This is a genomic window from Amycolatopsis sp. NPDC058340, from assembly GCF_042723975.1.
Taxonomy (GTDB): domain Bacteria; phylum Actinomycetota; class Actinomycetes; order Mycobacteriales; family Pseudonocardiaceae; genus Amycolatopsis.
This window is the reverse complement of the sequence record NZ_JBHXIB010000065.1, coordinates 12,312-35,884: the sequence shown is the minus strand read 5'-3', so window position 1 is coordinate 35,884 and position 23,573 is coordinate 12,312. Positions and strand designations below refer to the sequence as shown.

Below are 23,573 nucleotides of genomic sequence, written 5' to 3'. Positions count from 1 at the left end.
CGCGATCGAACGCGCCCATGAGTCCTTTGTGGATGGACCAATGAACGACAGTCCCACAGTCCTGCTCACCGGAGCATCGGACGGCATCGGTTTCGAGACCGCCCGGCTGCTCCTCGCCGAAGGCTGCACGGTGCTCGCCCATGCCCGCACCCGCGAGGAAAGCGACGAATCCTGTGACCGGCTGGTGAAATCCGGCGTCGACGCGCGGAGGCTCCGGCCCGTCGTCGCCGACTTCACCGATCTGCGCCAGGTCATCGACCTCGCCGTCGCCGTCGCCGAGTCCTGCCCCCGCCTCGACGTCCTGGTCAACAACGCCGGGATCACCGGACCGCACGGGCGGGTGCTCACCAAGGACGGTCACGAACAGACCGTGCAGGTCAACTATCTCGCCCCGTACCTCCTGACCCGGCTGCTCGAGGACGCGCTCGATCGCTCCGAGGTGAGCCGTGTGGTGAACGTGTCCTCCTCGCTGCACCGCGGTGGGCGGATCAACTGGAACGACCTCAACTGGAAGCGCCGCTACAACCGAGGCGCCGCCTACGCGCAGTCCAAACTCGCGCTCACCATGATGACCACCGCGCTGACCGAGTTCCGGCCGAAGGTACGGGAAGCCGTCAGTGTGCACCCGGGCATCATCGCCACCGGGATGCTTCCGGGATACAGCTACCGCGGCCGTCCGGTCGCGGAAGGCGCCGAACCCGTCGCCCGGCTGGCGAACCCCTGGGCCAAGGTGCTCAACGGCGGCTACTACGACGGCCGGTTGCCCGCGAAGGCCGCGGCCGCCGCCGTCGATCCCGAGGACGTACGGAAGCTGTGGTCGCTCAGTGAACGCCTGACCCTCTTCGACAAGCGACAGCTCTGAACGAGGTCTAGGCGATCCGCGCACCGCCCTGCGCGGGCACCGCGTCCGTCCATTCCGGACGGCCGGTGACGACGAACGTGGTCTGCTTCGCCAGCGAGACCGCGTGATCGGCGAACCGTTCGTAGTATCGGCTCAACAAGGCCGCGTCGACCGCTTTCGTGGTGCCGTAGGCCCAGTCCTGGTAGTCGATCACCGTGAAGATCGTCCGGTGCAGGTCGTCCATGTCGTCGTCGACACTGATGAGCGTCCGCGCGAGTACCGCGTCGCGGCTCTGGACGGCCTGCCCGGCCATCACCGCCAGCCACACCGCGATGCGGCCCATTTCGACGAACCGAGGCACGAGGACCTGCGGCACCACCCGGGCCGGGTATCTGCGCTCGACGGCCTCGGCGACGTGAATCGCCAGCCGTCCCATCCGGTCGAGGTCGCCGACGGCGTGGATCGCCGCCAGCACGACCCGCAGATCGGTCGCCACCGGCGACTGCAACGCCAAGATCGCGTGTGCGTGTCCCTCCGCCTCCGCCTTGGCCCGGTCCAGGGTCTCGCCGTCGGCGATGACCTCGCGCGCCAGCCCGCCGTCGGCTTCGACCAAGGCCGTTCCGGCCCGGTCCATCATGTCGGCGACCAACCGCGACGTCCGCAGCAGCCGGGCGACGAGCCGATCGAGTTGTTCGTGGTACGAGGTGCGCATACACCCGATCCTCGTGCGGCGGGAATCACTTCTCGGTGACACGAGACCGAATTTCACGGGAACAGTACGCCGATCGCCCGGACATCGACCTCTTGTTGACGCCTGTCGTCAGCCGACGTGGATACCCGGCCGCAGCGCCGGATCGCGTTCGCTGGTGCGGATGATCTCGCGGACCACCGGCGCGGTGTCGCCGCGGCCGAGGATCAGGTAGCGGAACAGGTGCCCGAGGGGATTGCCCTCGCTCCATTCGAAATGACACTGCGGCCGCACCCCGGTGGCGTCGCGCAACGCGAGCAGGACGGCCGCGATCGCGTTCGGCGCGGCCGGGCTTTCCACGCGCAGCACCCGGAATCCTTCGATCTCGACACCGCGGATCTTCAGCACGTCGCTGAACCCGGACGGGTCGATGACGTCGATCTCCAGGAACAGGACGTCGGCGGCGCCCGGCACCGGGTTCATGCCGCGCTGCTCCGCCTCCTTCGCCCGGTACTCGTCGGCGTCCCCGGCCTGGCGGCGGTTCGCGATGATGGTCAGCGCGCCGTCGTGGGCGATCGAATCGGTGACGAACCGGCGGGCGGGTTCGTCGAACTCGATGTGCTCCACCCGCAGTTCCGTGGTGCGGGTGACCCGCGAGACCAGCGACACCACGATGATCCCGAGGATGAAGAACGCGGAGATCGTGAGGCCGTCGGGCTTCTCGATCACGTTCTCCACCAACGCGTAGATCAGGATCAGGGTCAGGACGGCGAACGCGATCGCGGCCTTGCGCCGGCGCTTCTTCGCCGCCGAGATGGCCACCGCGACCGACGCGGACACCATCATCGCGAGGATCCCAGTGGCGTACGCCCCGGCCTGGGCGTTGACGTCGGCGTTGAAGATGATCGTCACCAGCACGCAGATCGCGGTGTAGACCAGCACCACCGGGCGGACCGCGCGGGCCCACTCCGGCGCCATCCCGTACGCGGGCAGATAACGCGGCACGATGTTGATCAACCCGGCCATCGCCGACGCCCCGGCGAACCACAGGATCAAGATGCTGCTGATGTCGTAGGCGGTACCGACCCATTCGCCGAGCAGCTCGTGCGCGAGATACGCCAGCGCCCGGCCGTTCGCCTCGCCGCCCGGTTTGAACGCCTCGGCAGGCACCAGGACCGTGGTGACGAAACTCGTCGCGATCAGGTACACCGACATGATCAGCGCGGCGGCGGTCAGCAGCTTGCGGGTGTTGCGGATCCGGCTCGCCAGCTTCTGCTCGGCGTTCTCCCCCTTGGCCGCCACCAGCGGCATCATGCTCACGCCGGTCTCGAAACCGGACAATCCGAGCACCAGCAACGGGAACGCCAGGATCGCCGGGCCGACCACACCCCCGAAGCCGCCTCCGCCGGAGGTGAGCGCGTCGAGCCAGCGGTCGAACGCTCCGGGCTCGGCGATCACCTCGCCGATCCCGGCGACCACGACGACGGCGTTGAGCACCAGGAAGACCGCGACCAGCGGGATCGCGACCCCGACCGCTTCACTGAACCCGAGCAGGAAGACCCCGCCCAGGATCAGCAGCAGGATCACCGTGATCAGCACCTCGTGCCCGTGCAGGAACGACGGGGTGACGGGGTTCTCCAGCGCGTGCACCGTGGCGTCCGCCGAGGACAGGGTGATGGTGATGATCCACGAGGTCGCGACGAAACCCAGCAGTACCAGGACGAAGATCTTGCCGCGCCAGAACGGCAACAGGTTCTCCAGCATCGCGACCGACCCCTGGCCGCGCGGGCTTTCCTTCGCCACTCGCCGGTACATCGGCAGCATGCCCAGCAGGGTCAACGCGACGATCAGGAGGGTCGCCAGCGGCGACAACGCACCCGCGGCCAGCGCCGCGATACCGGGCAAATAAGACAACGTGGAGAAATAATCCACGCCGGTGAGGCACATGACCTTCCACCACGACTGCGGCGTCGCGTGCTCCTCGTGGCTCTCCGGCCCCACCGGCTGGACCCGGTGCTCCATCAGCCACCGGCCGACCTTGCCCGTCGGCGCCGGCTGCCGGTCCGGACTGTCCACCCGCTCCGGGACGACGTATTCCGGCACCTCGGTCATACCCCTGGTCCTCCCCGCGTCTTCTGCGCCACCTCCACCAGGAGGTGGCCGCACACCGACGCGGACACTAACGATCCAGCGCCAAGAATCACCGAGCCGGCCGTAAAGAAAACGTCAATGTCGCGCGACTAGCGGACGTGCCGCTTGCGGCGGGCTACTTCCCATCCCCGCCGGGGTTTCCGCCGATGGACTCCTGATAGGCCTCCGCGTAGGTCGGCGTGTCCTTGATCAAATCGTCACAGAAGGCGGCCACGTCCCCACCGACGAGTTCCAGCACTCCCTTGCCGGACCCGGCACCCTCCTCGAAGAAGTCCACGATCCCGGAGAGCAGAGGTCCGTCGGCCAGCTCGACCGGCCCCACCTTGAACAGGTACTTCTGCATCTCCTTGTAGACGATCCGATAATCCGGCGGGAGCGTTTTGACCCGTGCCACGTGCGCGCGCCACTGCTTCTTGCCCTCGATGATGTCCTGGATGCCCACGTCAGCCTCCCAGCTGCTTCAGTTTCCTTGCGACGTTCCGGTTCAGCTGCTCGCGCCAGCGGTCGCGATAGCCACGGCCCCGCTCCTCGCCGGCCAGCGCCGCGCAGAAACCCTCGATGTCATCGCCCAGCACGTCGCGCGCGCTCTGCCCCTCCGCCGCCGTTTCCTCCAGCAGCACCAAAGCGCCGTCGAGAATCGGCATCAGGTTCCGGCCGGTGAAGTCCGAATAGAGCGAAAGATGCCCCTTGATCTGTTCCCACGCCGACCGGTGGTCGGCGGGCAAGACCGCCGCCCTGCCTTCGAACGCCTTCCACTCCCTGGTGAGATCGCTACCCGTGATGGTCTCCCAGAAGTTCATTTCCCACCCTCTTTGAGCTTGTCGATCCGCGAACTGACGTACTCCCATTTCGCCCAGAACCTCGCGAGTTCCGCGCGACCCGAATCGTTGAGCGCGTAGAACTTGCGCGGCGGCCCCTGCTCGGACGGCCGTTTCGTCACCTGGACCAGACCGTTCTTCTCCAGCCGCAGCAGGATGGCGTACACCGTCCCCTCGACCACCTCCGCGAAGCCGAGCTCGTTCAACCGGCGCGTGATGGCGTACCCATAGGTCTCCTCACCGCCGACGATCTCCAGCACACAACCCTCGAGCGTGCCCTTCAGCATCTCGGTCAAACCGTCCATGGCGCCCCTTCACTGCCCAGTACCCAGTATCACTGAGTACCAGTACAAAGTAGCACAGAGTACCGCGAGTCGCGAACGTCCGGTTCCACGACAAAGCCCCGGAAACCGCGCGGGTTTCCGGGGCTTTGTGGACAGTTCGGGCTCTGACCTCAGTGTCCGCGGGCGATCCATTCGGCCAGATGTGGCGCTTCGGCACCGATCGTGGTGTGGTCGCCGTGTCCGGTGTGGACCTTGGTGTCCTCGGGCAAGGCGAAAAGCCGTTCCCTGATCGAGGAAATGATCGTCGGGAAGTCGGAGAACGAGCGTCCCGTCGCGCCGGGCCCGCCCGAGAACAGCGTGTCCCCGGAGAACAGCGCCTTGGCCTCGGGCAGGTGCAGGCAGATCGAGCCCGGCGAATGCCCCGGCGTGTGGATGACCTCGAGCTCCGTACCGGCGACGGCGATCCGTTCACCGTCCTCCGTACCGCGGAAACGGCTGCCGGGATGGGTCATCTCCCACAGCTCCCGATCCCCCGGATGCAGCACGACAGGCGCGTGCAGGTGTTCACTCAGCTGCGGAGCGACGGTGACATGGTCGTTGTGACCGTGGGTGCAGACGACGGCGACGACGGCACGGCCGCCCACTGCCCCGGTGATGGTCTTCTCGTCGTGCGCGGCGTCCACGATCACGACCTCGTCGTCGTCCCCGACGAGCCAGACGTTGTTGTCGACGTCCCAGCTCCCCCCGTCGAGTTCGAAGACCCCGGCGGTGACGACGCGCTCGATCCGCAGGTTCCCGCTCACAGGATCACCACCGAACGCAGTACTTCACCGGCATGCATGGCGTGGAAGGCCTTCTCGACACCGTCGAGCGCGATCCGCTCGGTCACGAACCGCTCCAGCGGCAACCGGCCCTGGAGGTACAGGTCGATCAGCATCGGGAAGTCCCGCTCCGGCAGGCAATCGCCGTACCAGGACGACTTCAGGGCGCCACCGCGGGAGAAGAAGTCGATCAGCGGCATCTCCAGGCGCATGTCCGGTGTCGGGACGCCGACCAGGACCACAGTGCCGGCCAGGTCACGGGCGTAGAAGGCCGCTTTCCACGTCTCCGGGCGGCCGACCGCGTCGATGACGACGTCGGCGCCGAAACCGCCGGTCAGTTCCTGGATCGCGGCGACCGTGTCGGTATCGCTCGCGTCGACGGTGTGGGTCGCGCCGAGTTCACGGGCCCACGCGAGCTTCCGTTCGTCGCGGTCGACCGCGATGATCGTGCCCGCGCCCGCCAGCCGGGCCCCGGCGATGGCGGCGTCACCGACACCACCGCAGCCGATGACCGCGACCGAGTCCCCGCGGCCGACGGCGCCGGTGTTGACCGCCGCGCCGAGCCCGGCCATCACGCCGCAGCCGAGCAGGCCCGCGACGGCCGGGTCCGCCGCGGGATCGACCTTCGTGCACTGTCCGGCGTGGACGAGTGTCTTGTCCGCGAACGCGCCGATGCCCAGCGCCGGGGTCAGCTCGGTGCCGTCGGTCAGCGTCATCTTCTGTGTCGCGTTGAACGTGTCGAAGCAGTACTGCGGACGTCCGCGTTTGCAGGCCCGGCACTGTCCGCACACCGCGCGCCAGTTGAGGACGACGAAATCCCCCGGCCGCACGGAATCCACGCCCTCGCCGACGCTTTCCACGGTGCCCGCGGCCTCGTGACCGAGTAGGAACGGGAACTCGTCGTTGATACCGCCGTCGCGGTAGGTCAGATCCGTGTGGCAGACCCCGCAAGCCGCGATCGACACGACGACCTCGCCGGGCCCGGGGTCCGGGATCACGATGTCCGTCAGCTCCACCGGAGCGTTCCGCGACCGGGCGATCACCCCGCGCACCTGCTGTGGCATTCCCTGTTCCTCCACCGTTCGACGACACAGGCATGCACGTGAGCGCATGCTTCACGTGAGGCTAGGCCGGAAACGCGCGGCGGCGACCTGGTCATCGGTCCAGTGGTTCCTGTCCTTTCGACCAGGAGCGCCTAGACTCACCCGATGCCCGACTCCGCCGACCTGACCGCGCTGCGCGACGTCATCGAGGGCCCGCTGCGCGAGATCGCCGACCGTTTTTCGCGTTTCCTCGCCGACGGCTGGCCACACCAGGCCCTGGTCATCTTCACCCGGGAGTGCACCGGACGGCCTCGCAAGGTCACCGGCGCCCGGGAGATCACCGACAAGGTCACCATCGCCGAACTCGAAGCGCTCAAAGCGAGCGTGCCGCCCGGCGGGCAGCTGACGACGACGGCCACTCTCGGTGGCGCCACCCGGACGGTCTGGGCCGTGCAGGACCCGATCGGCACCCTGCTCGTCCTCGTCCCCCGGTCGAGCCGGGCCCGCTTCCCGCGTCCCGCTCCGCTGGCCGAGGTCTTCGGCATCGTCGCGACCTCGATCCGCCAGCAGGTGACCCAGGCCAGCCCCGACTACCTCGCCGAATCCCGCGCGGCATCCAGCGAACGCGCCAGGACGATCACCGAGATGGCCGCGGCACACGAAACCGCGCTCGTCACGATCCTCACCACACTGCGCTCCACCCGGCTGGACGACCACCGCGCCCGGCTCGCCGCGACCGACTCCGCCTCCGCCGCGCTGGTCGCGCTCCGATCGGCCAGGGAAACCGATCTCGCGCAGTCCGAAGAGCCCGCGCATGCCGCCTTCGGCAGGCTGCGGCGGGAAATCCGGCAGATGCTGCGCCACCACGACGCGGAGCTGGAGTTCACGGCCCCGGCGAAGAACGGGCGGCCGGTACCGGGCGAGATCGCCCATGCCGCCAGGGCGATGACGTGCGCGGCGGTCCTGGCCTTCACCGGTCAGCCGGATCTGACCCGCCTCCGGATCGCCTGGTCGAGCGACAGCACCGCGCTGCACCTCGATGTGCGGGACCAGGAATCCGGGAACCTCGACGTCCACGGCCTGCGAGCGCAGCTCGACGGACGCGCGAAAACGCTGGGGGCCACCGTCGAGATCGACGCCATCGCAGGCTGGGGCAGCCGTGTCACCATCGACCTCCCGTTCGAACCCGCCGCGGGCCGGGTCGACGAGACTCAGCTGGCGGATCTCAACCCCCGCGAACTCGAAGTGCTACGGCTCGTGGCACAAGGACAACGCAACAAGTCCATCGCCGCCGCGCTCGGCATCACCGAAAGCACGGTCAAATTCCACGTCGCGGGCCTGCTGAAGAAACTGAACGTCACGTCGCGGGGTGAGGCCGCGGCCTTGGCCTTGAGTGCCGGGGTCTCCGGCCCCCAGACCGCCGTGCCGTGAAACGACGATCACGATCCGGCCTCGACCGGTATACCCGGGATCAGGCCGGCGCGAAAGCGCGAATGGACTTCATCCAGTCCGTGGCCAAGAATCTGCCCGCGGCCGGCGAATACGACTACTTGAAAGGCCCCGTGCTGGTGCGGGTGTCGCGATTCCTGACACCGAACCAAGCGAAGGAGTACGAGGCCGCGTTGAACGGCTGACGGAGTCAAGCCGAGTCCGGCCACTCGCCCCTGCCCGGCTCGCCGTTCGCCGATCCCTCGGCGAGCCAGGCAGGGCGGGACAACGGCCGGTCAGCTCCTCAGCTTCGTCACGGTCCACAACGCGGTTCCCGCACGGCAGACCCGCAGCCCGACGGCCTCCGCCTGGCCGCCACTGTTGTGCAGGCAAAGACCGGTCGACACGTTGGTGAAGTACTTGTTCGTCGTGGACGACGTCCGCCAGTCGCTGGCATTGACCTCGCACGACCCGGCGAACACCGACGACGTCCCGGCGGCAAGGCACAGCCCGGTCGCCTTGTTCTTGAACTTTCCGGGCGCGTAGTTGTTCCACTTCTGATTGTTGTTCCTGTCCTGGCAAACATGCGTGTACACGCTGCCCGCGGAATTGGAGTCCAAACAGCGTTGAACGCCCGCGGCGAACCTGATCCAGAACAGTGATTCGGCCTCCGTCGACGCGGCGGCGACCCCGGGTGCCGCGGTGAAGGCCAAGGCCGCGGCCCCGGTGACGGCCGCGATTCTGCTCAGAATTCCCTTGCGTGTCATGGTGATTCTCCTCATGGTCGGACCGGCAGGCATTGTTCTCCGATTGAGCCGAATATTGCGGCGGTTCCCGGATATTCGGCGATCACACGATAAAATCGACAGCCGGGTCCCATTTCCGAAACCAAAGACCCCAGTAGCCGAACTCCCCCGAACAGAAATCGACGGTAGCGCCAAAGAGGGCCGGCCCAACAGATCGATCACCGAAAACACTCCAATGGAGGTATGTCCGGACACGCAACACGTCGATCGACCACTGGCGAACCCCGTTCAGGCCAGCGCGGTCACCCACTTGGACGCCGTGGACCCGCCCATGTCGGCGATCGGAGTCCTCGATACGACCGAAAGCGCGAACCAGGCACCGAACCAGGAATTGGGTGTTACATTGCCTAGGCGAAGTGTCACTCGGGGCGGGGAGGGCGTGCGGTGGGTTTCGAGGTCGATGTCGCGGACATCAGCAGTGCGGCGGGAAAGCTCGCCGCGGGGAAGCCGCCGACGCTCGCGCCCGGCGGCGCGCCGAACGTCGGTGCCACCCATCGGGCCGCCGGGTTCGCCGGGGACTACGACGTCTGGCTCTTGACCCGGCAGGAGGACTTGACCGCCTCGCAGCAGCAGGTCACCAGCCTGGTCGAAGCCATCCGGGCCGCCGCGAAGAGCTACGACGGCACCGATTCGGCCGCGCGCGACACCTTCCTGAAGACGCTGGACAAAGGCTTCGAAGGGATCGACCGGTGAGCTCGGTCTTCGACAAGATCCGCCAGCTCCACGACCAGGTGGCAAAGGGCAGCACGACCGAGCTGGACGACCGGGCACGGGCGTGCCGCGCCACCAAGGAAGCCGTGCTGGACGCCAAATCACTGGTCGAGGCGGTCCGCGTTCAGCTGGCCGAAGGCTGGCAGGGCGGAGCCGGCGAGTCGGCGCTCGCCTCGCTCGCGGACTTCAAGAAGAACCGCGACGACCAGGCCCAGGACCTCGAAGAGTCGGCGAAGTCGTTCGAGGTGATCCGCGACGCGCTGGCCAAGACGCAAGGCGACGCCCGCAGTCACCTCGCGGACGCCGAATCCCTGCGGAAGAAGCTGGACGACGTTTGGAACGATCTCTCGCACGGCAAGGGCAACATCGTCTTCGCCTGGGCACAGGACAAGGCGATCAAGGCACAAGCCCTCGTCGTGCTCGCCGACCTGGAGCGGATCATCCTCGGCTATGACGCCGTCCTGCTCGCCGAAGGCTTGAAACTGCGGAACAGGACGGGCCAGGTGTGGGAACTCGCGGGCTCGGGGAAGCGGAACCTCGCCGAGATCGCCGCGATCATGCTGCGTGAGATCCCTGGCTTCGCGGAGCTGGTGAAGAACGACCCGAGACTCAAGGCCGCCCTGCTGACCGGCGATTGGGAACTGCTCCTGCAGAACCGTGAAATCGCGCAGAAGATCTACGACTACCTCGGCTTCAAGTACGTCGCGGACGGCGACTACTACACCACCGGCGAGCATTCGGTGCAGAGTTTCCTCGGCTGGCACGACCTGTACGACAAGCTCGAAAAGCTCATCGGCGCGAACCTCGACGCCACCGGCGACGACGGCGACAACATGGAGTTCACCGACCCGAAGACCGGCAAGCAATACCGGCTGGAGCTGTGGAAGGGCGGCTATGGGTTCGGCGGCGCGTTCGGCGGCGAAGTCGGGTTCTACACCCGCGAACCGGGTTCCTCGGACCCGTCCGGCTACTTCAACGCCGCCCAGGGCGACGACCAGATCAAGGTCACCCAGACGATCTACAACAAGACGACCGACGAGGTCTACTTCACCAACGACGGCCAAGGCGCCGACGGCACCGACAAGAAGCACTTCTGGAACCTGGCGATCCGCACCGACCCGGACGTCGATCCGAGCCAGCTGGCGCAGCGCGCCACTATCGAGGTTCGGGACAGCGGCCTGCGCGATCAGCTCTACAACGAGATGACCCGGTGGGCGGCCGCGCACCCCGAGCAGCACCTCACGGTCACCAAGACGACCGACGATCCACCGGCTCTGAGCTACACCTGGGAGAAGTGAGCCGCGTTCAGGCCAAGGATTCCCGTTTGAACTCCCACGGCTCGTCGTCGTCTCCGGTTCGCCGCGGGCTCGCGGTTTCCCGCAGCCCGGCGAACACGCCGTCGACGTCGATCAGGCCGGCGACCTCGTCGGCGACACGACGGCCGTGGCGCTCTTCGATGTCTTCGAGCCCCTCGCGCAGGGCGGTGGTCGCGGCGTTCCTGGCCGTGGTCCGCAACGCACGGGCCAGCTGCTCCGGGTCACTCATGAACCCCACTCTAGGCGGTGGACGAGGACCGGAGCGTCGTTCTCGTCAGTGGCTGCCGGTGAGTTCGCCGGAGAGCTTCCCGTGCATACGCGCGCTGTGCTTGTTCAGCCCGATGATCTCGACGGTCTTGCCTCGCGATGCGTATCTGGTGGTGATCGCGTCGAGGGCGGCGACGGTCGAGGCGTCCCAGATGTGGGCGCCGGTGAGATCGACGACGACCTTCTCCGGATCGTTCGCGTAGTCGAACTGGTCGACAAGATCGTTGCTGGAGGCGAAGAACAGTTCACCGGTGACGGCGTAGACGACCTGGGTGCCGTCCGGGTCCACCACCGCGGTGACCTCCACCAGGCGCGCGACCCGGCGAGCGAAGATCACCATCGCGGTGACCGAACCGACGACGACGCCGATCGCCAGGTTGTCGGTGGCCACCACGACGGCCACGGTGACGACCATGACGACGACCTCCCCCGCCGGCATCCGCTTGAGCGTGGCGGGGGCGACGCTGTGCCAGTCGAAGGTGCCGAACGCGACCAGCACCATCACCGCCACCAGCGCGGCCATCGGGATCTGCGAGACCAGCGGGCCGAAGGCGATGCACAGCACCATCAGGAAGACACCGGCCAGGAACGTCGAAAGCCGGGTCCGGGCACCGGCGGTCTTGACGTTGATCATGGTCTGGCCGATCATCGCGCACCCGCCCATGCCCCCGAAGAAGCCCGTGACGATGTTGGCGATGCCCTGGCCGATCGCCTCGCGGGTCTTGTTGGAGCGGGTGTCGGTGATGTCGTCGACCAGCTTCGCCGTCATCAGCGACTCCATCAGCCCCACCAGCGCGAACGCGAACGCGTACGGCGCGAGCAAGGCGAGGGTGTCGAGGGTGAACGGCACCTCCGGCACGCCGGGCGACGGCAGCGACGACGGCAGCGCGCCCTTGCCACCCACCGTCGGGACCGCGATCCCGGCGGCGATCGTCAGCGCCGTCAAGGCCACAATGGACACCAGCGGCGCGGGGATCACCTTGGTCAGCTTCGGGAACAGCACCATGAGCACGAGCCCTCCCGCGAACAGCGGATAGACCGGCCACGGCACGTCGATCAGCTCCGGGACCTGCGCCATGAAGATCAGGATCGCCAGCGCGTTGACGAATCCGACCATGACACTGCGCGGCACGAACCGCATCAGCTTCGCGACGCCGAGGGAGCCGAGCACGATCTGGAAGAGGCCACCCAGGATCACGGTGGCGATCAGGTGGTTCAGCCCATGCTCACGGGCCAGCGGCGCGACCACGAGCGCGATCGCGCCGGTCGCCGCGGAGATCATCGCCGGCCGGCCGCCGACGATCGAGATCACCACGGCCATGGTGAACGAGGCGAACAGGCCGACGCTCGGGTCGACCCCGGCGATGATGGAGAAGGAGATCGCTTCCGGGATCAGCGCGAGCGCGACCACCAGGCCAGCCAGGATCTCGGTGCGGGCGACCTTGGGAGACCACCACGAGGGGCGTGTGCGCAGGCGCGTGGACACCAGACTCGGCACAGACGGACGACCTGACTTTCTCGGGCGCCTCGTGCGGCGCGGAACAACCTCGGCGGACGGGAGACCTTTCGCGTGCCCTGCGGCAAGAAGGCTCCACCGACCAGCGACGACTCTCGCTCTCACGGTAGAGGAGGGATCATCGATCCACGCGGGCCCCGTCGTCGCAATGAGGTCGGGATCACCTCCTCTCGCAGCCACTGGTCCGCTTTTCACCAGGTGGTACGAAACCGGAATGTGGTGGAGGTGAGCCGCGAGCGGGCCGCTCGCGGCTCCGTAGTTGTCGTACCCTCGCGCTAGCGTTCTTCCATGACCCCGGCCGACGCCCGCGAAGCCCTCCTGTTCCACTCGTGCACACACCCGGCCGTGGACGATCCGCGCTGGCAGAAGGGCTTCATCGGGTCTTTGCGGCCCTTCACCGGACTGCGTGAGGAGAACTACCACGAAGTGATGGCGGCCTTGCGGGCACTCGCCGAACCGCTACAGGCCGATTTGGTTCCCCGTGAGGTGGTTTCCGCCGTGGTCGGGATGTGTCACTTCGCGCGGGCTTGGGGTGTCGATCCCGAAGGCATGCTCGGCCGGAACGGTCTGATCAGTGCCGCGGACGTGGCCCGGCTCGAGGAATGGATCTGGACCATTTCCTACGCCCTGGCCATGATCCTGGACGGCGCCGTGTCTGAGGCTTTCGACGAGTACGACCGTCGGGCAGCGACGCTCGACGGCGAAGGAGGTGGCTGATTGTCCAAGCGGCGATACGTGGCGCGGGGCGTGCCCGGCGGATACCGGATCTGGGACAACAAGGCGCGGCGGTGGTGGGGCGACCATTACGAGTTGTGCCCCGACGACCTGCTCGCCGAGTTGAACGCCGCCGCCGACCCCGTACGGATCACCGCCTTGCTCAAGCACTACCGAGCACTCCGGCGCTAGGCTGGCGGATCCCCTGGCCCCGCGAGGAGGAAGCGATGCGCAACGAAGCCATCGAACGGTTGGACGTCCTGGTCGGATCGTGGCGGACGACGCTGAGCGACGCGTGGTTTCTGGAACCGGCCGATCAAGAGGTGCCGGGTTCGGCGACGATCGAGTGGCTCGGTGACGCGTTCGTGGTCCTTCGCTGGACGATGGGCAGCGAGGACGGGAAAGCCTCGAGCGAGATGGTCCTGGTCCTCGGTCGCAGCGACGCCCGAGACGCCTATACGGCTCTGTACCACGATGAACGAGGGGTGTGCCGGGTCTTCGCCATGACCTTCGACGGGGCGAGCTGGAGCCTGAGCCGGGAAGACCCCGACATGTTCCAACGGTTCGTCGCCGAGGTCGGGCCGGATCGGATCCGGGGGCGTTGGGAGGCGTCCGAGGATCGGGGAACCACCTGGCGCAAGGATTACGACCTGATCTTCGAGCGGAGGTAGCCGTCAGGTCTTGCGGACGGCACCGGTGAAACCCGCGATGAACAGGGTGGCCGACGCCCACGCCGCGAGCTGCAGGACCCAGCCCGCGACGGTGAGGGCCTGCCCGGCGGCGGATCCCGTGGGGGCGCACAGCTCCCGTGCGCCCGTCTTGACCAAGGGCAGCCCCAGATCCAGCCCCACCCCGATCCGCTCCACGACACCGCACGGTGTCGCCGGCGCGCTCGCGCGGGCGGTGTGCGCGAGGCCGCCCTGCCCGCCGAGGACGAGGGCCAGCACGACCGAGCCGGCGAGGACGGTGAGCAACAGCAGCAGCGCTCGCCAGGGTTGATAACCGAAGCCGAGGGCAAGTCCGGTGAATCGGGCCCACATCCGGTCGTGCCACCGAAGCCCGCCGCGGCGGATCTGATCACGCCGTTGCGCCATCAGGATTTCCCGCGCCTCGCTGTCGTGGCCTGCCGCGCGGTGGACGGCGGCCAGCTGCTGGTAGGGCTGCGCGGCGTAGCCGGGTGTATGGGCACGCAACAGCTCCAGCCACCGGGACAACCCGATCTGCCGCGGAATGTCTCCGTAGGTCAGCTCGTCGATGTCGATCAGCGCCCCCGAGGCCTGATCCGACCGGGTCACCTCGCTGGTGTTCAACCACAGCGAGCCTTCGATCGACGCACCGTTCAACCGGAGGACGACGGGTGCGGTGCCCGTCGCCCGGAACCCGGCGCGCAGGAACACGGCCCGGTCGACCTTCAGACCGTTCGCGTACAGGGCGGGCCCGTCCGTGTTCTCCAGTCGCGCACCGTCGCAATCCAGCAAGCCGACGTGGGCATCGACCAGTTGGACCGCGCCGGTCGCCCGGAATCCGGCGCGCAGGAACACGCCGTGATCGACGCGCAGCCGGTCGGCCTGCAGGGCGGGCCCGTCCGGGTTCGTCAGGCACGCCCCATCGGCTTCCAGCCTGCCGAGATGGGCGCCGACGAGCCGCACCGCGCCCTGTTCGCCGATGCCGGTGGCTTCGAACCCGCGGCGAAGGGACACGACATGATCGACTCGAAGGAACTCGGCGTCCACGGCGGGCCCGGACGTGTTCTTCAGCCGCGCCCCCTCGCACTCGAACAGCCCGAGATGGGCCCCGCGCAACCGGACCGCACCGGCCGAGGTGCGGGCGGTCGCGACCACACCGTTCATCGTCATCGCCGAGGCGGTGAACCTTTCGGCGTCCACCGGCGGGTCCTGCGCGGAATGCCCGAACCACGAACGGTCCAGCGCCAGGCCCGGCAAGCGGCCATCGCGCAGGTCCAAGCCGTCGGGTACGAAACAGTCGAGCAGTTCGACCCGCATTTCGCCGTCGATGTTCGCCAGATCGAGACGGCCGGTGATCCGCGCCCCGCGCAGCCGCAGCCCGTGCGGGTCCGCCTCGACGTCCCGGCGGCCCCGGACCAGGTCACGGATCAGCGCCGCCGAGACGGTGCGGCCGCTTCCCCAGGACGGCATCTCGTCCGGATCGACCGTTCCGCCACCGGTCAGGTCGAGCACCTCGCCGTCGCGGACCGCGTCGAGCAGGCGCCGCTCCATCCCCTCGTCTGACACCCGATCATGCTGGCCTGCCCGCGGCACCACGGCAAGCGCGAAACTCGAATGCGTTCGGGCCGACCTGCCGCTACGGTCCCGACCATGCCCGCGGATACGTTCGTACCAGCCGGTTTCGTCCCGCCGACCGCGCTCGCCGCCGACGAGTTCCGCCTCGAACCCTTGGGACCGGAACACAATTCGGCCGACCATGCCGCCTGGATGTCGAGTATCGAGCACATCCGCTCCACTCCGGGCTATCCCGACGGCGACTGGCCGCCACGCGACGGCATGACCCTCGACGAGAACCTCGCCGATCTGCGCCGCCACGCCGAGGACTTCGCGCGACACACCGGTTTCACGTTCACCGTCCTCGGCCCGGCCGACGGCGACGTCATCGGTTGCGTCTACCTGTACCCCACGGCCTCCGACGAGTGGGACGTCACGGTGCAGTCGTGGGTACGGGCCGGCAAAGCGGAGCTGGATGCCCCGCTCGCCGACGCCGTCGCACGCTGGCTCGTCTCGGATTGGCCGTGGAAACGCGTGGATCGCTGCGGTCGTTAGCGACGCGCTCAGAGCATCGCGTTGACGCCGGTCAAGTCACGGCCGATCAGGAGTTTCTGCACCTGGCTGGTGCCTTCGTAGAGGGTCAGCACGCGGGCGTCGCGCAGGTATTTGCCTGCCGGGAACTCGTCGATGAACCCGTAGCCGCCGAAGACCTGGAGGCAGTTGTTGCTGACGCGCACCGCCGTTTCGCTCGCGTGGTACTTCGCGATGGACGCGTCGGTCGTGTACTCCTTCGGCGAGACACCGGAATCGGCGATCCGTGCCACGTGATGGGTGAGCAGGCGGGCGGCCCGGACGTCCACCGCGGAATCGGCGAGCAGTTCCTGCACCAGCTGGAACGAGGCGATCGGACGGCCGAACTGGGTGCGTTCGGTGGAATACCGCACGGCCGCGTCCACGGCGGCCTGTGCGAGTCCGACGGCGCCGGCGGCGACCGAGACCCGGCCGCGGGACAGCGCGCCCAGCGCGATGCCCAGACCACGGTCCACCTCGCCCAGCCGCGCCGAATCGGGTACGCGCACACCGTCGAAGGTCAGCTCCGCGGTCGCCTGGCCGCGCAGGCCGAGCTTGCCGTGGATCTCCCTCGCGCTCAGGCCCCGCGTGTCGGTCGGCACCAGGAAGGCGGTGAGGCCGCGTTCGCTGGTCCGGGCGAACGTCAGCGCCACTTGCGCCCAGGTTCCGTTGGTGATGAACATCTTCCCGCCGTCGAGGATCCAGTCCCCGCCGTCGCGGGTCGCACGGGTGCTGACCGACGCCGCGTCGGAACCGGTGCCCGGCTCGGTGAGGGCGAAGCAGCCGAGGGCGTCACCGCTGACGAGGCGGGGCAGCCAATACTCACGTTGTTCGTCCGTTCCGTGCGTCACGATGGTCTTGGTGACCAGCCCGAGCGACACGGACACGATCCCGCGCACCGCCGAGTCGCCTCGTCCCAGTTCCTCGGTCACCAGGACGTAGGACAGCATGTCCGCGTCCACGCCGCCGTAGGCCTCCGGCACCATCAGGCCGAGGAATCCCAGTTCTCCCAGTCGTTTCACGATGCCGCGATCGACCTGTTCGGCGCGATCCCATTCCGCCGCGTGTGGCGCGATCTCGTCGTCGACGAACCGCGCGGCCATGGCGCGGATGTCGCGCTGCGTCTCGGTCAGGCCGAAATCCGGTGAAATCACGGTGTTTCCTTCTCCAGCGGGTAGGCGGGGGTGGTCAGGGGCAGCCCGAGCTCGGCCCGCTCCCGCAGCCAGCGCGCCGGCCGGTAGCGCGGATCGCCGGTGGTCTCGTGCAGCCGGTCCTGGAGTTCGAGCAGGCGGACGGCGCCGATCCGATCGCCCCAGGCGAGCGGCCCGGACGGGTAGCCGAGGGCGGCCGTGACGGCGAGGTCGACGTCCTCCGGGGAGGCCAGCGACCGTTCCGCGATCGACGCGGCGACCGAGACGATCGAGGCCAGCAGGCGCTGCGCGACCGAACCGGCGGTGTCTCGCACCACCGACACCGCCTCGGCACCCGCCGCCACCGCACCGACGGCGGCCCGGACCGCGTCCGGATCCGACGCCGGGGTCACGGCCAGCACACGGCGACGCGTGCTGAGCGAAAGCGGGTCCAGCCCGAACGTACGGGAAGCGGGCAACCCGTGCGCCGCGATCGCGGCCGTGACAGTGGTTCCCCAGATCGGCACCAGCACGACTGCCTCAGGTGCGGGCTCGTCCAAGGATTCCGGGAAGGCCGCGCGCAAGGCGTCGGCGTCCGGCCCCGATCCGGCGATCCACAGTGGACACTTCACGGCGGTGACCGGCGCTTCGGTGATTCCCTCCGCGCCGGGACGATGGTCGTAGAACCCGCGTCCGCTCTTGCGGCCGTACAGTCCGGCGGCCACCCGGTTCGGGGTGAGGAACGAGGGCCGCAGCCGGTCGGAATGCCGGAACCCGGTCCAGATCGAGTCGATGACGGCGGCCGTGACGTCGAGGCCCGTCAGGTCCATCAGCTCGAACGGGCCCATCCGCAGGCCGAGCACGTCGCGGGCGATCCGGTCGATCACCACCGGCTCGGCGACCGAATCCTCCAGCAGCGCGAACGCCTCGGTGACCAGCCCGCGGCCCGCGTGGTTGACCAGGAAGCCGGGGGTGTCGGCGACCGTCACCGCGCGATGCCCGGACGCGCGCACCAGATCGGCCAGCGTGCCGGGGATGTCGGGCCGGGTGGCGGCGCCCGGCACGACCTCGACGATCTTCATCAACGGCACCGGATTGAAGAAGTGCAAACCGGCGAGGCGCGACGGATCGGCCAGTGTCGCGGCGATCCGGGTGACCGGCAGCGAGGAGGTGTTCGTCGCGAAGATGGTCGTGGGCGGCAGCACCGCTTCCAGTTCGCCGAAGAGGGCGGCCTTGGTGTCCAGGTCTTCACGGATGGCTTCGATCACCAGGGCCACGTCGTCGCCCGGCGCCGAAACCGCGTCCAGCGGCACGAGCCTGGCGCGGACCTCACCCGCCTCCGGTTCCGTCATCCGTCCTTTGGCGACAGCGCGGTCCAGCAGACCCGCGATGAAGCCGATCGCTTCGCCGACGGCCTCCCTCCGCGCGTCGGCGAGCTCGACGGTGTGCCCGGCGGTCGCCGCCCATTGCGCGATCCCCCGGCCCATCACACCGGTTCCGATGACCCTGATCCGCATGTTCAACTCCTCAACGCAGGTAGACGCGACCGGGGTCGACTTCTTCACGCAGCCGCCGCAGTTCGGCGTCGGCGGGCGGTTCGATCGTGACCAGGTCACCGTCGACCTCCAGCGGCCAGCCGGTGGCCGCGCGCACCTGAGCGGCGGTCACGCCGGGGTGGACCGCGATCAGCCGCAGAGGTTCGCCGACACCCGGCCGCGCGAGGATGCCGAGTTCGGTGATCACCCTGGTGACCCCCGCGCCGAGCGGGCGGATACCGTCGGCAAGCGCACGATCCGGGCCTGGCGAGGTACAGAAGTCCAGCTTGTCCACAAAGGACCGGGGATCGTGGCGGCGCATCACGACGAAGACCTCGCCGGAGTTCGCCATCACCTCCATCGCGCCGCCCGGGCCGGGCAACCGCACCGCGGGATCGGCCCAGTCGCCGATCACCGACGAATTCAGGTTCCCCCACCGGTCGATCTGCGCGGCACCGAGGAAACCGACGTCGATATGCCCGCCTTGCAGCACGTTTCCGAACAGCGCGGGCATCGAGAGCACCGCTTCGGCACCGGTGATCAGGACGGCGTCGGCGATCGTCTCCGGCAGCTGCGAAGGATGCGCGCCGCAGACCCCGGATTCGTAGACGATCTCCAGCTCCGGCGCGACCGTGAGATGGGCGAGCGACGCGGCCAGTGTCGGAAGGCCGATCCCGGCGAACACCGTGCGTTTCCCGGCCAGCTCCCGGGAAGCGACCACCGAAAGCAGTTCGGACGAAGTCGTTCCGGTGTCCATTGTGGACGTCATCGTGCGTTCTCCCGTCGCCGCCCGTAGTTCACCGGCAGGCTCAGCGCGTCGTCCACGGCGAGGCCTGACCAGTAGCGCTCCCCCAGTTTCGCCACGTATTCCGCGTGATCGCGCGTGCCGAGCACCCACTCCTCCAGCCACTCGCGCAGGCGCGCCGGATCCGCGCTGATCGCCGACCAGCCGCGGTAGAAGGCGTTGTCCCGGTCGTAGTACCCCTGGGCGAACGACGGGTGCGCGCCGCGCGGGCAGGCCACCACGGCGTCGACGGCGTGCGCGGGAATGAGCGTCCGGTTGGGATCCCGGCGGATCACGTCGTCGTCGACGATCTCCTCGACCACCACCACGGCCTTCTTCGCCGCGTACACGGCTTCGGCCTGGATCCCGGTCAACCCCCAGACCTGGGTGTTGCCCGACCGGTCCGCCCGCTGGGCGTGGACGATCGTGACGTCCGGGTTGACCGGCGGCACCACGTAGATCTGCTCGCCGTCGTCGTAGGGCGAAGTCACCTTGCGAAGACCGGGGTTGACCGACGGCAGGTCGCTGCCCGCGTACGAACGCACCGGGTAGAACGGCAACCGCTGCGCGCCGGCCAGATAGCGGCCGATCATCCCGTAGTGGCTGTATTCCTCGAACTCCAGCGGTTCGGGTTCGGCGCGCTCGATCCGCCGCCGCAGCTCCCCGAGCGAGCCCGCCGAGGAGTTGCCGACGAACGAGGACACCAGTTTGCGGACACAGCCGCCCGCCAGCATCTGATCCACGACGATGTCCGCGGTCATCCGGACCACGGTGAGGTCGCGGCGGCCCTGCCGGATGATCTCGTGCCCCGCCGCGGTCGGGATCAGATGCGTGAACCCCTCCAGCGCGACGGTGTCGCCCTCATGCACGAAGGCGGCGATGGCCTCGGCCATCGTGGTGGTCTTGTCGGTCACGGACTTCACCGTGCCAGTCGGCATTGTGCAGAGTCCAATACCGAATTAAGGTCAGATTGATATCCAGCTCAGAATAATCGAGGTACGACATGGAGTTCCGTCATCTGAACGCCTTCCTGGCGGTGGCCGAGGAACTGCATTTCGGCCGCGCCGCGAAGCGCCTGCAGATGGCCCAGCCCCCGCTGAGCCAGCAGATCCGGCAGCTCGAACGCGAGCTCGGGGTCGCACTGTTCGAGCGCAACACCCGCTCCGTGCGCCTCACCAGCGCGGGCGAATCCTTCCTCACCCCCGCCCGCACCGTGCTGGAAGACCTCGACCTGGCCACCCGCGCCGCGAAAGCCGCGGGCCGCGGGGAGTTCGGACGGGTCACCGTCGGCTTCGCCGGGGCGTCGAGCCACGAGTCGCTGCCGCTGCTGACCAGGGCGGTGCGGGCCGCGCACCCCGGACTCGAACTGGTGATGCGCGGGCAGACCTACGCCAACGTGGCACTGGACCGCGTCGCGGACGGTTCGCTGGACCTCGGTTTCGTCCGCCTGCCGGTCACCCAGCCGGGTGTGCGGGCCAGGGTGATCGACGAGGAGGAGCTGATCTGCGCGCTGCCTTCGGACCATCGGCTGGCCGGGCACCGGCGTATCCCCATCGGGGAACTGGCTTCCGAGGTCTTCGTCAGCTTCCCCGCGAACGCGGGCTCGACGGTGCGCGAGGCCACCGTCAAGGCCTGCGCGGAGGGCGGGTTCACCCCGAAGGTGGTCCAGGAGGCACCGGATTCGTACACGATCCTGGCGCTCGTGGCGGCCGGGGTCGGGGTGACGCTGACCCTCACGTCCTGCCAGCACATCCAGCAGACCGGGCTGGTCTACCGACGCCTCGCCGGCAAGGCGACGCGCCTGCAAGCCGCCTTGGCCTGGCGCGCCGACAATCCGTCCGCCGCCCTGCGGACGGTGCTCGCCGTCGCCGAGGAGGCGCTGCCCACGCCCGGCGATTGATACGCAGAAGCACTCACTGACCGGCCTATTCGGTATTGGACGTGTCTCGGTGACGGCTGGCATCGTTCCGGCCAGAACAGGGACGTTGGCGCCGGGGGTCGCCGTGCCCGGGAACAACGGCGATCCAAGGAGACGGCATGGCGGCGGACTCGACCGCGAAACGCGCGGGCATCGGGGCCTTCATCGGCTCGACCATCGAGTGGTTCGACTTCTACATCTACGGCACCGCTTCCGCGCTGGTGTTCGACAAGGTCTTCTTCCCCGAACTCGACGGAGCGATCGGCACGCTGGTCGCCTTCGCGACCTTCTGGGTCGGGTTCCTCGCCAGGCCGCTCGGTGGCGTCATCTTCGGCCATATCGGCGACCGGCTCGGCCGCAAGAAGACCTTGGTCATCACACTGCTGCTGATGGGCATCTCGACCACCCTGATCGGGGTGCTGCCCGGCTACGCGACCATCGGCGTGGCCGCGCCGATCCTGCTCGTGCTCATCCGGATGATCCAGGGCATCGGGCTCGGCGGCGAATGGGGCGGTTCGGTGCTCATCGCCTCCGAACACGCGCCCAAGGGGAAATCGATCCTCTACGGCGCCTTCGCGCAACAGGGTTCGCCGGTGGGCAACACGCTGAGCACGGTCAGCTTCCTCGCCATCAGCCAGCTGCCGGACGCCGCGTTCGTCGGCTGGGGCTGGCGGATCCCGTTCCTGGCCTCCGCACTGCTGGTCGTCGTCGGGCTGTTCATCCGGCTGAAGGTCACCGAATCGCCGGCCATGGCGGGACTGATCAAGACCAAGAAGGTCGCCAAACTGCCGCTGACCGAGGTGCTCCGCAACCACCCGATGCTCATCGTGCTCGGCATCGGCGCCTGCACCATCGGCCTGTCCGCCACCTACTTCAAGTCCACCTTCGCGCTGTCGTGGGCGACGTCGGACATCGGCTTCAGCCGCAGCTCCTTCCTCACCATCATCCTGGTCGCCAACATCACCCAGATCCTGGTGCAGCCGTGGGGCGCGGTGATCGTCACGAAGATGACCAGCTGGCGCCGCGCGGTGTCGGTGATGCTGCTGCCCGAACTGGTGCTGATGCCGCTGATGTTCCTGCTGATCGGCACCGGGGACTACACCTCCGCGATGGTCGGCGTCGTCGTCGCCACCGTGCCGCACTGCCTTTACTACGCCGCGCTCGCGGGCATGCTCGCCAGCCGGTTCCCCGCGCATGTGCGCTACACCGGGATCTCGCTGTGCTACCAGCTCTGCGGCACGCTGCTCGGGGGCACGACGCCGATCGTGGGCCAGTTCCTGCTCAACCTCACCGGTTCCATCACCGCCGTGATCGTGTTCGCGGTGTTCCAGGTCCTGCTGACGCTGGGCTGCATGCTGGCCCTGCTGAAGCGGCCCAGCTACGACGAGCGCGCCGACGAGCCCGCTCCCGTCACCGCGGCGGTGACCCCGTGATCACCGCGAACGGCATCGAGGAGATCCTGGCTCTCGAAGGCCGCGATCTGGGCACGTCGGCCTGGCGGACGGTGACACAGGACGTCATCGACACCTTCGCCGAGGTTTCCGGTGACGGGCAATGGATCCACACCGACCCGGTGCGCGCCGCGGCGGGGCCGTTCGGCGGCACGATCGCCCACGGCTACCTGACCTTGAGCTGGGGCATCCCGATGTTCGCCGAACTGCTGCGCGTCACCGGTGTCGGCATGGCGTTGAACTACGGGCTCAACAAGGTCCGTTTCCCCGCGCCCGTCCCGGTCGGCGGCCGGGTGCGGCTGCACGCGTCGGTGCCGGAGGTGACCGCCGTGCCGCGCGACGGCGTGCAGATGGTGCGCGCGTTCACCTTCGAGCTGGACAGCTCGGGCAAACCCGCCTGTGTCGCGGAGTCGGTCACGCGTTACTACCGCTCCCCCTCGTGAGTGTTTTGGGGGGGTGTTGAACGGCGCGAAACACAACACTGGCCCCGCCCCCCAAAAACCCCCGGAATTGGGATAACCGCCCCGGGGATGGCAAACCC

General features: G+C 68.3%; 27 protein-coding genes. 12 read left to right on the top strand and 15 right to left on the bottom strand.

Going from position 1 to position 23,573, the window contains the following annotated elements; genetic code table 11:
• Positions 1-40: 40 nt before the first annotated feature.
• Positions 41-862 (top strand): SDR family NAD(P)-dependent oxidoreductase, encoded by an 822-nt coding sequence (locus tag ACFWIW_RS38135; protein ID WP_378372940.1) that lies wholly within the window; start codon positions 41-43, stop codon positions 860-862.
• 7 nt (positions 863-869) lie between these two features.
• Here the strand turns inward: ACFWIW_RS38135 and phoU are convergent, their stop codons facing one another.
• The 7 genes from phoU to ACFWIW_RS38100 form a co-directional block, all read right to left on the bottom strand.
• Complete coding sequence (gene phoU, locus ACFWIW_RS38130) at positions 870-1,553, bottom strand: phosphate signaling complex protein PhoU (RefSeq protein WP_378372939.1); 684 nt, start codon at positions 1,551-1,553, stop codon at positions 870-872.
• A 108-nt stretch (positions 1,554-1,661) separates the two neighbouring features.
• Positions 1,662-3,641 (bottom strand): amino acid transporter, encoded by a 1,980-nt coding sequence (locus ACFWIW_RS38125; protein WP_378372938.1) that lies wholly within the window; start codon positions 3,639-3,641, stop codon positions 1,662-1,664.
• A 154-nt stretch (positions 3,642-3,795) separates the two neighbouring features.
• Entirely contained in the window at positions 3,796-4,122 is a 327-nt protein-coding gene (locus ACFWIW_RS38120) for a DUF1048 domain-containing protein (RefSeq protein ID WP_378372937.1), read from the bottom strand.
• Position 4,123: 1 nt separating this feature from the next.
• Entirely contained in the window at positions 4,124-4,480 is a 357-nt protein-coding gene (locus tag ACFWIW_RS38115; protein WP_378372936.1) for a DUF1048 domain-containing protein, read from the bottom strand.
• The gene (locus ACFWIW_RS38110) at positions 4,477-4,803 is read right to left on the bottom strand and encodes a PadR family transcriptional regulator (RefSeq protein ID WP_378372935.1); all 327 of its coding nucleotides are present in this window, start codon (positions 4,801-4,803) and stop codon (positions 4,477-4,479) included. Before ACFWIW_RS38110 ends, ACFWIW_RS38115 begins: the two co-directional genes overlap by 4 nt.
• A gap of 149 nt (positions 4,804-4,952) precedes the next feature.
• The gene (locus ACFWIW_RS38105; protein WP_378372934.1) at positions 4,953-5,585 is read right to left on the bottom strand and encodes an MBL fold metallo-hydrolase; all 633 of its coding nucleotides are present in this window, start codon (positions 5,583-5,585) and stop codon (positions 4,953-4,955) included.
• Entirely contained in the window at positions 5,582-6,667 is a 1,086-nt protein-coding gene (locus ACFWIW_RS38100) for an S-(hydroxymethyl)mycothiol dehydrogenase (protein WP_378372933.1), read from the bottom strand. The genes ACFWIW_RS38105 and ACFWIW_RS38100 overlap by 4 nt, the downstream gene beginning before the upstream one ends.
• 144 nt (positions 6,668-6,811) lie before the next feature.
• Here ACFWIW_RS38100 and ACFWIW_RS38095 point away from each other — a divergent pair, with 144 nt between their 5' ends.
• Entirely contained in the window at positions 6,812-8,077 is a 1,266-nt protein-coding gene (locus ACFWIW_RS38095) for a LuxR C-terminal-related transcriptional regulator (RefSeq protein ID WP_378372932.1), read from the top strand.
• A 62-nt stretch (positions 8,078-8,139) separates the two neighbouring features.
• Positions 8,140-8,280 carry a hypothetical protein gene (locus ACFWIW_RS38090; RefSeq protein ID WP_378372931.1) on the top strand — a complete coding sequence of 47 codons (141 nt, stop codon included), beginning with the start codon at positions 8,140-8,142 and terminating at the stop codon, positions 8,278-8,280.
• Positions 8,281-8,370: 90 nt separating this feature from the next.
• Here ACFWIW_RS38090 and ACFWIW_RS38085 read toward each other — a convergent pair whose 3' ends face one another.
• Positions 8,371-8,841: a hypothetical protein gene (locus tag ACFWIW_RS38085; protein ID WP_378372930.1), complete on the bottom strand. Its 471-nt coding sequence runs from the start codon at positions 8,839-8,841 to the stop codon at positions 8,371-8,373.
• A gap of 423 nt (positions 8,842-9,264) precedes the next feature.
• On the opposite strand from ACFWIW_RS38085, the gene ACFWIW_RS38080 reads away from it, so the two are divergent.
• Positions 9,265-9,573, top strand: a complete 309-nt coding sequence (locus ACFWIW_RS38080) for a hypothetical protein (protein ID WP_378372929.1) — start codon at positions 9,265-9,267, stop codon at positions 9,571-9,573.
• Positions 9,570-10,889, top strand: coding sequence for a DUF4474 domain-containing protein (locus ACFWIW_RS38075; RefSeq protein WP_378372928.1), 1,320 nt, complete (start codon positions 9,570-9,572; stop codon positions 10,887-10,889). The genes ACFWIW_RS38080 and ACFWIW_RS38075 overlap by 4 nt, the downstream gene beginning before the upstream one ends.
• A gap of 7 nt (positions 10,890-10,896) precedes the next feature.
• Here the strand turns inward: ACFWIW_RS38075 and ACFWIW_RS38070 are convergent, their stop codons facing one another.
• The gene (locus tag ACFWIW_RS38070; RefSeq protein WP_378372927.1) at positions 10,897-11,136 is read right to left on the bottom strand and encodes a hypothetical protein; all 240 of its coding nucleotides are present in this window, start codon (positions 11,134-11,136) and stop codon (positions 10,897-10,899) included.
• A 45-nt stretch (positions 11,137-11,181) separates the two neighbouring features.
• Complete coding sequence (locus ACFWIW_RS38065; RefSeq protein ID WP_378372926.1) at positions 11,182-12,672, bottom strand: SulP family inorganic anion transporter; 1,491 nt, start codon at positions 12,670-12,672, stop codon at positions 11,182-11,184.
• Between the two features lie 306 nt (positions 12,673-12,978).
• Here ACFWIW_RS38065 and ACFWIW_RS38060 point away from each other — a divergent pair, with 306 nt between their 5' ends.
• Genes ACFWIW_RS38060 through ACFWIW_RS38050 form a run of 3 tightly spaced genes read left to right on the top strand, consistent with a single transcriptional unit; the run spans position 12,979 to position 14,075 of the window.
• Entirely contained in the window at positions 12,979-13,407 is a 429-nt protein-coding gene (locus ACFWIW_RS38060; RefSeq protein WP_378372925.1) for a hypothetical protein, read from the top strand.
• The gene (locus ACFWIW_RS38055) at positions 13,408-13,596 is read left to right on the top strand and encodes a hypothetical protein (RefSeq protein WP_378372924.1); all 189 of its coding nucleotides are present in this window, start codon (positions 13,408-13,410) and stop codon (positions 13,594-13,596) included.
• Positions 13,597-13,631: 35 nt separating this feature from the next.
• Complete coding sequence (locus tag ACFWIW_RS38050) at positions 13,632-14,075, top strand: hypothetical protein (protein ID WP_378372923.1); 444 nt, start codon at positions 13,632-13,634, stop codon at positions 14,073-14,075.
• Between the two features lie 3 nt (positions 14,076-14,078).
• Here ACFWIW_RS38050 and ACFWIW_RS38045 read toward each other — a convergent pair whose 3' ends face one another.
• Positions 14,079-15,656: a hypothetical protein gene (locus tag ACFWIW_RS38045; RefSeq protein ID WP_378372922.1), complete on the bottom strand. Its 1,578-nt coding sequence runs from the start codon at positions 15,654-15,656 to the stop codon at positions 14,079-14,081.
• A gap of 84 nt (positions 15,657-15,740) precedes the next feature.
• Here ACFWIW_RS38045 and ACFWIW_RS38040 point away from each other — a divergent pair, with 84 nt between their 5' ends.
• On the top strand, positions 15,741-16,199 hold the full coding sequence (locus tag ACFWIW_RS38040; RefSeq protein ID WP_378372921.1) for a GNAT family N-acetyltransferase: 459 nt from the start codon (positions 15,741-15,743) through the stop codon (positions 16,197-16,199).
• Positions 16,200-16,207: 8 nt separating this feature from the next.
• Here the strand turns inward: ACFWIW_RS38040 and ACFWIW_RS38035 are convergent, their stop codons facing one another.
• The 4 genes from ACFWIW_RS38035 to ACFWIW_RS38020 are packed head-to-tail and all read right to left on the bottom strand — an operon-like array spanning position 16,208 to position 20,601.
• A complete protein-coding gene (locus tag ACFWIW_RS38035; RefSeq protein ID WP_378372920.1) occupies positions 16,208-17,368 on the bottom strand; it encodes an acyl-CoA dehydrogenase family protein in 1,161 nt (386 codons plus the stop codon).
• A complete protein-coding gene (locus ACFWIW_RS38030) occupies positions 17,365-18,861 on the bottom strand; it encodes a 3-hydroxyacyl-CoA dehydrogenase (protein ID WP_378372919.1) in 1,497 nt (498 codons plus the stop codon). Before ACFWIW_RS38030 ends, ACFWIW_RS38035 begins: the two co-directional genes overlap by 4 nt.
• Positions 18,862-18,871: 10 nt before the next feature.
• Positions 18,872-19,648 carry a CoA-transferase subunit beta gene (locus tag ACFWIW_RS38025; protein WP_378372918.1) on the bottom strand — a complete coding sequence of 259 codons (777 nt, stop codon included), beginning with the start codon at positions 19,646-19,648 and terminating at the stop codon, positions 18,872-18,874.
• Positions 19,645-20,601: a CoA transferase subunit A gene (locus tag ACFWIW_RS38020; protein WP_378372917.1), complete on the bottom strand. Its 957-nt coding sequence runs from the start codon at positions 20,599-20,601 to the stop codon at positions 19,645-19,647. The genes ACFWIW_RS38025 and ACFWIW_RS38020 overlap by 4 nt, the downstream gene beginning before the upstream one ends.
• A gap of 65 nt (positions 20,602-20,666) precedes the next feature.
• Between ACFWIW_RS38020 and ACFWIW_RS38015 the strand changes: the two genes are divergently transcribed.
• From ACFWIW_RS38015 to ACFWIW_RS38005, 3 genes are all read left to right on the top strand, one after another.
• Positions 20,667-21,563 (top strand): LysR family transcriptional regulator, encoded by an 897-nt coding sequence (locus ACFWIW_RS38015; RefSeq protein ID WP_378372916.1) that lies wholly within the window; start codon positions 20,667-20,669, stop codon positions 21,561-21,563.
• A gap of 137 nt (positions 21,564-21,700) precedes the next feature.
• On the top strand, positions 21,701-23,014 hold the full coding sequence (locus ACFWIW_RS38010) for an MFS transporter (RefSeq protein WP_378372915.1): 1,314 nt from the start codon (positions 21,701-21,703) through the stop codon (positions 23,012-23,014).
• The gene (locus ACFWIW_RS38005; protein ID WP_378372914.1) at positions 23,011-23,475 is read left to right on the top strand and encodes a MaoC family dehydratase; all 465 of its coding nucleotides are present in this window, start codon (positions 23,011-23,013) and stop codon (positions 23,473-23,475) included. The genes ACFWIW_RS38010 and ACFWIW_RS38005 overlap by 4 nt, the downstream gene beginning before the upstream one ends.
• Positions 23,476-23,573: the final 98 nt, after the last annotated feature.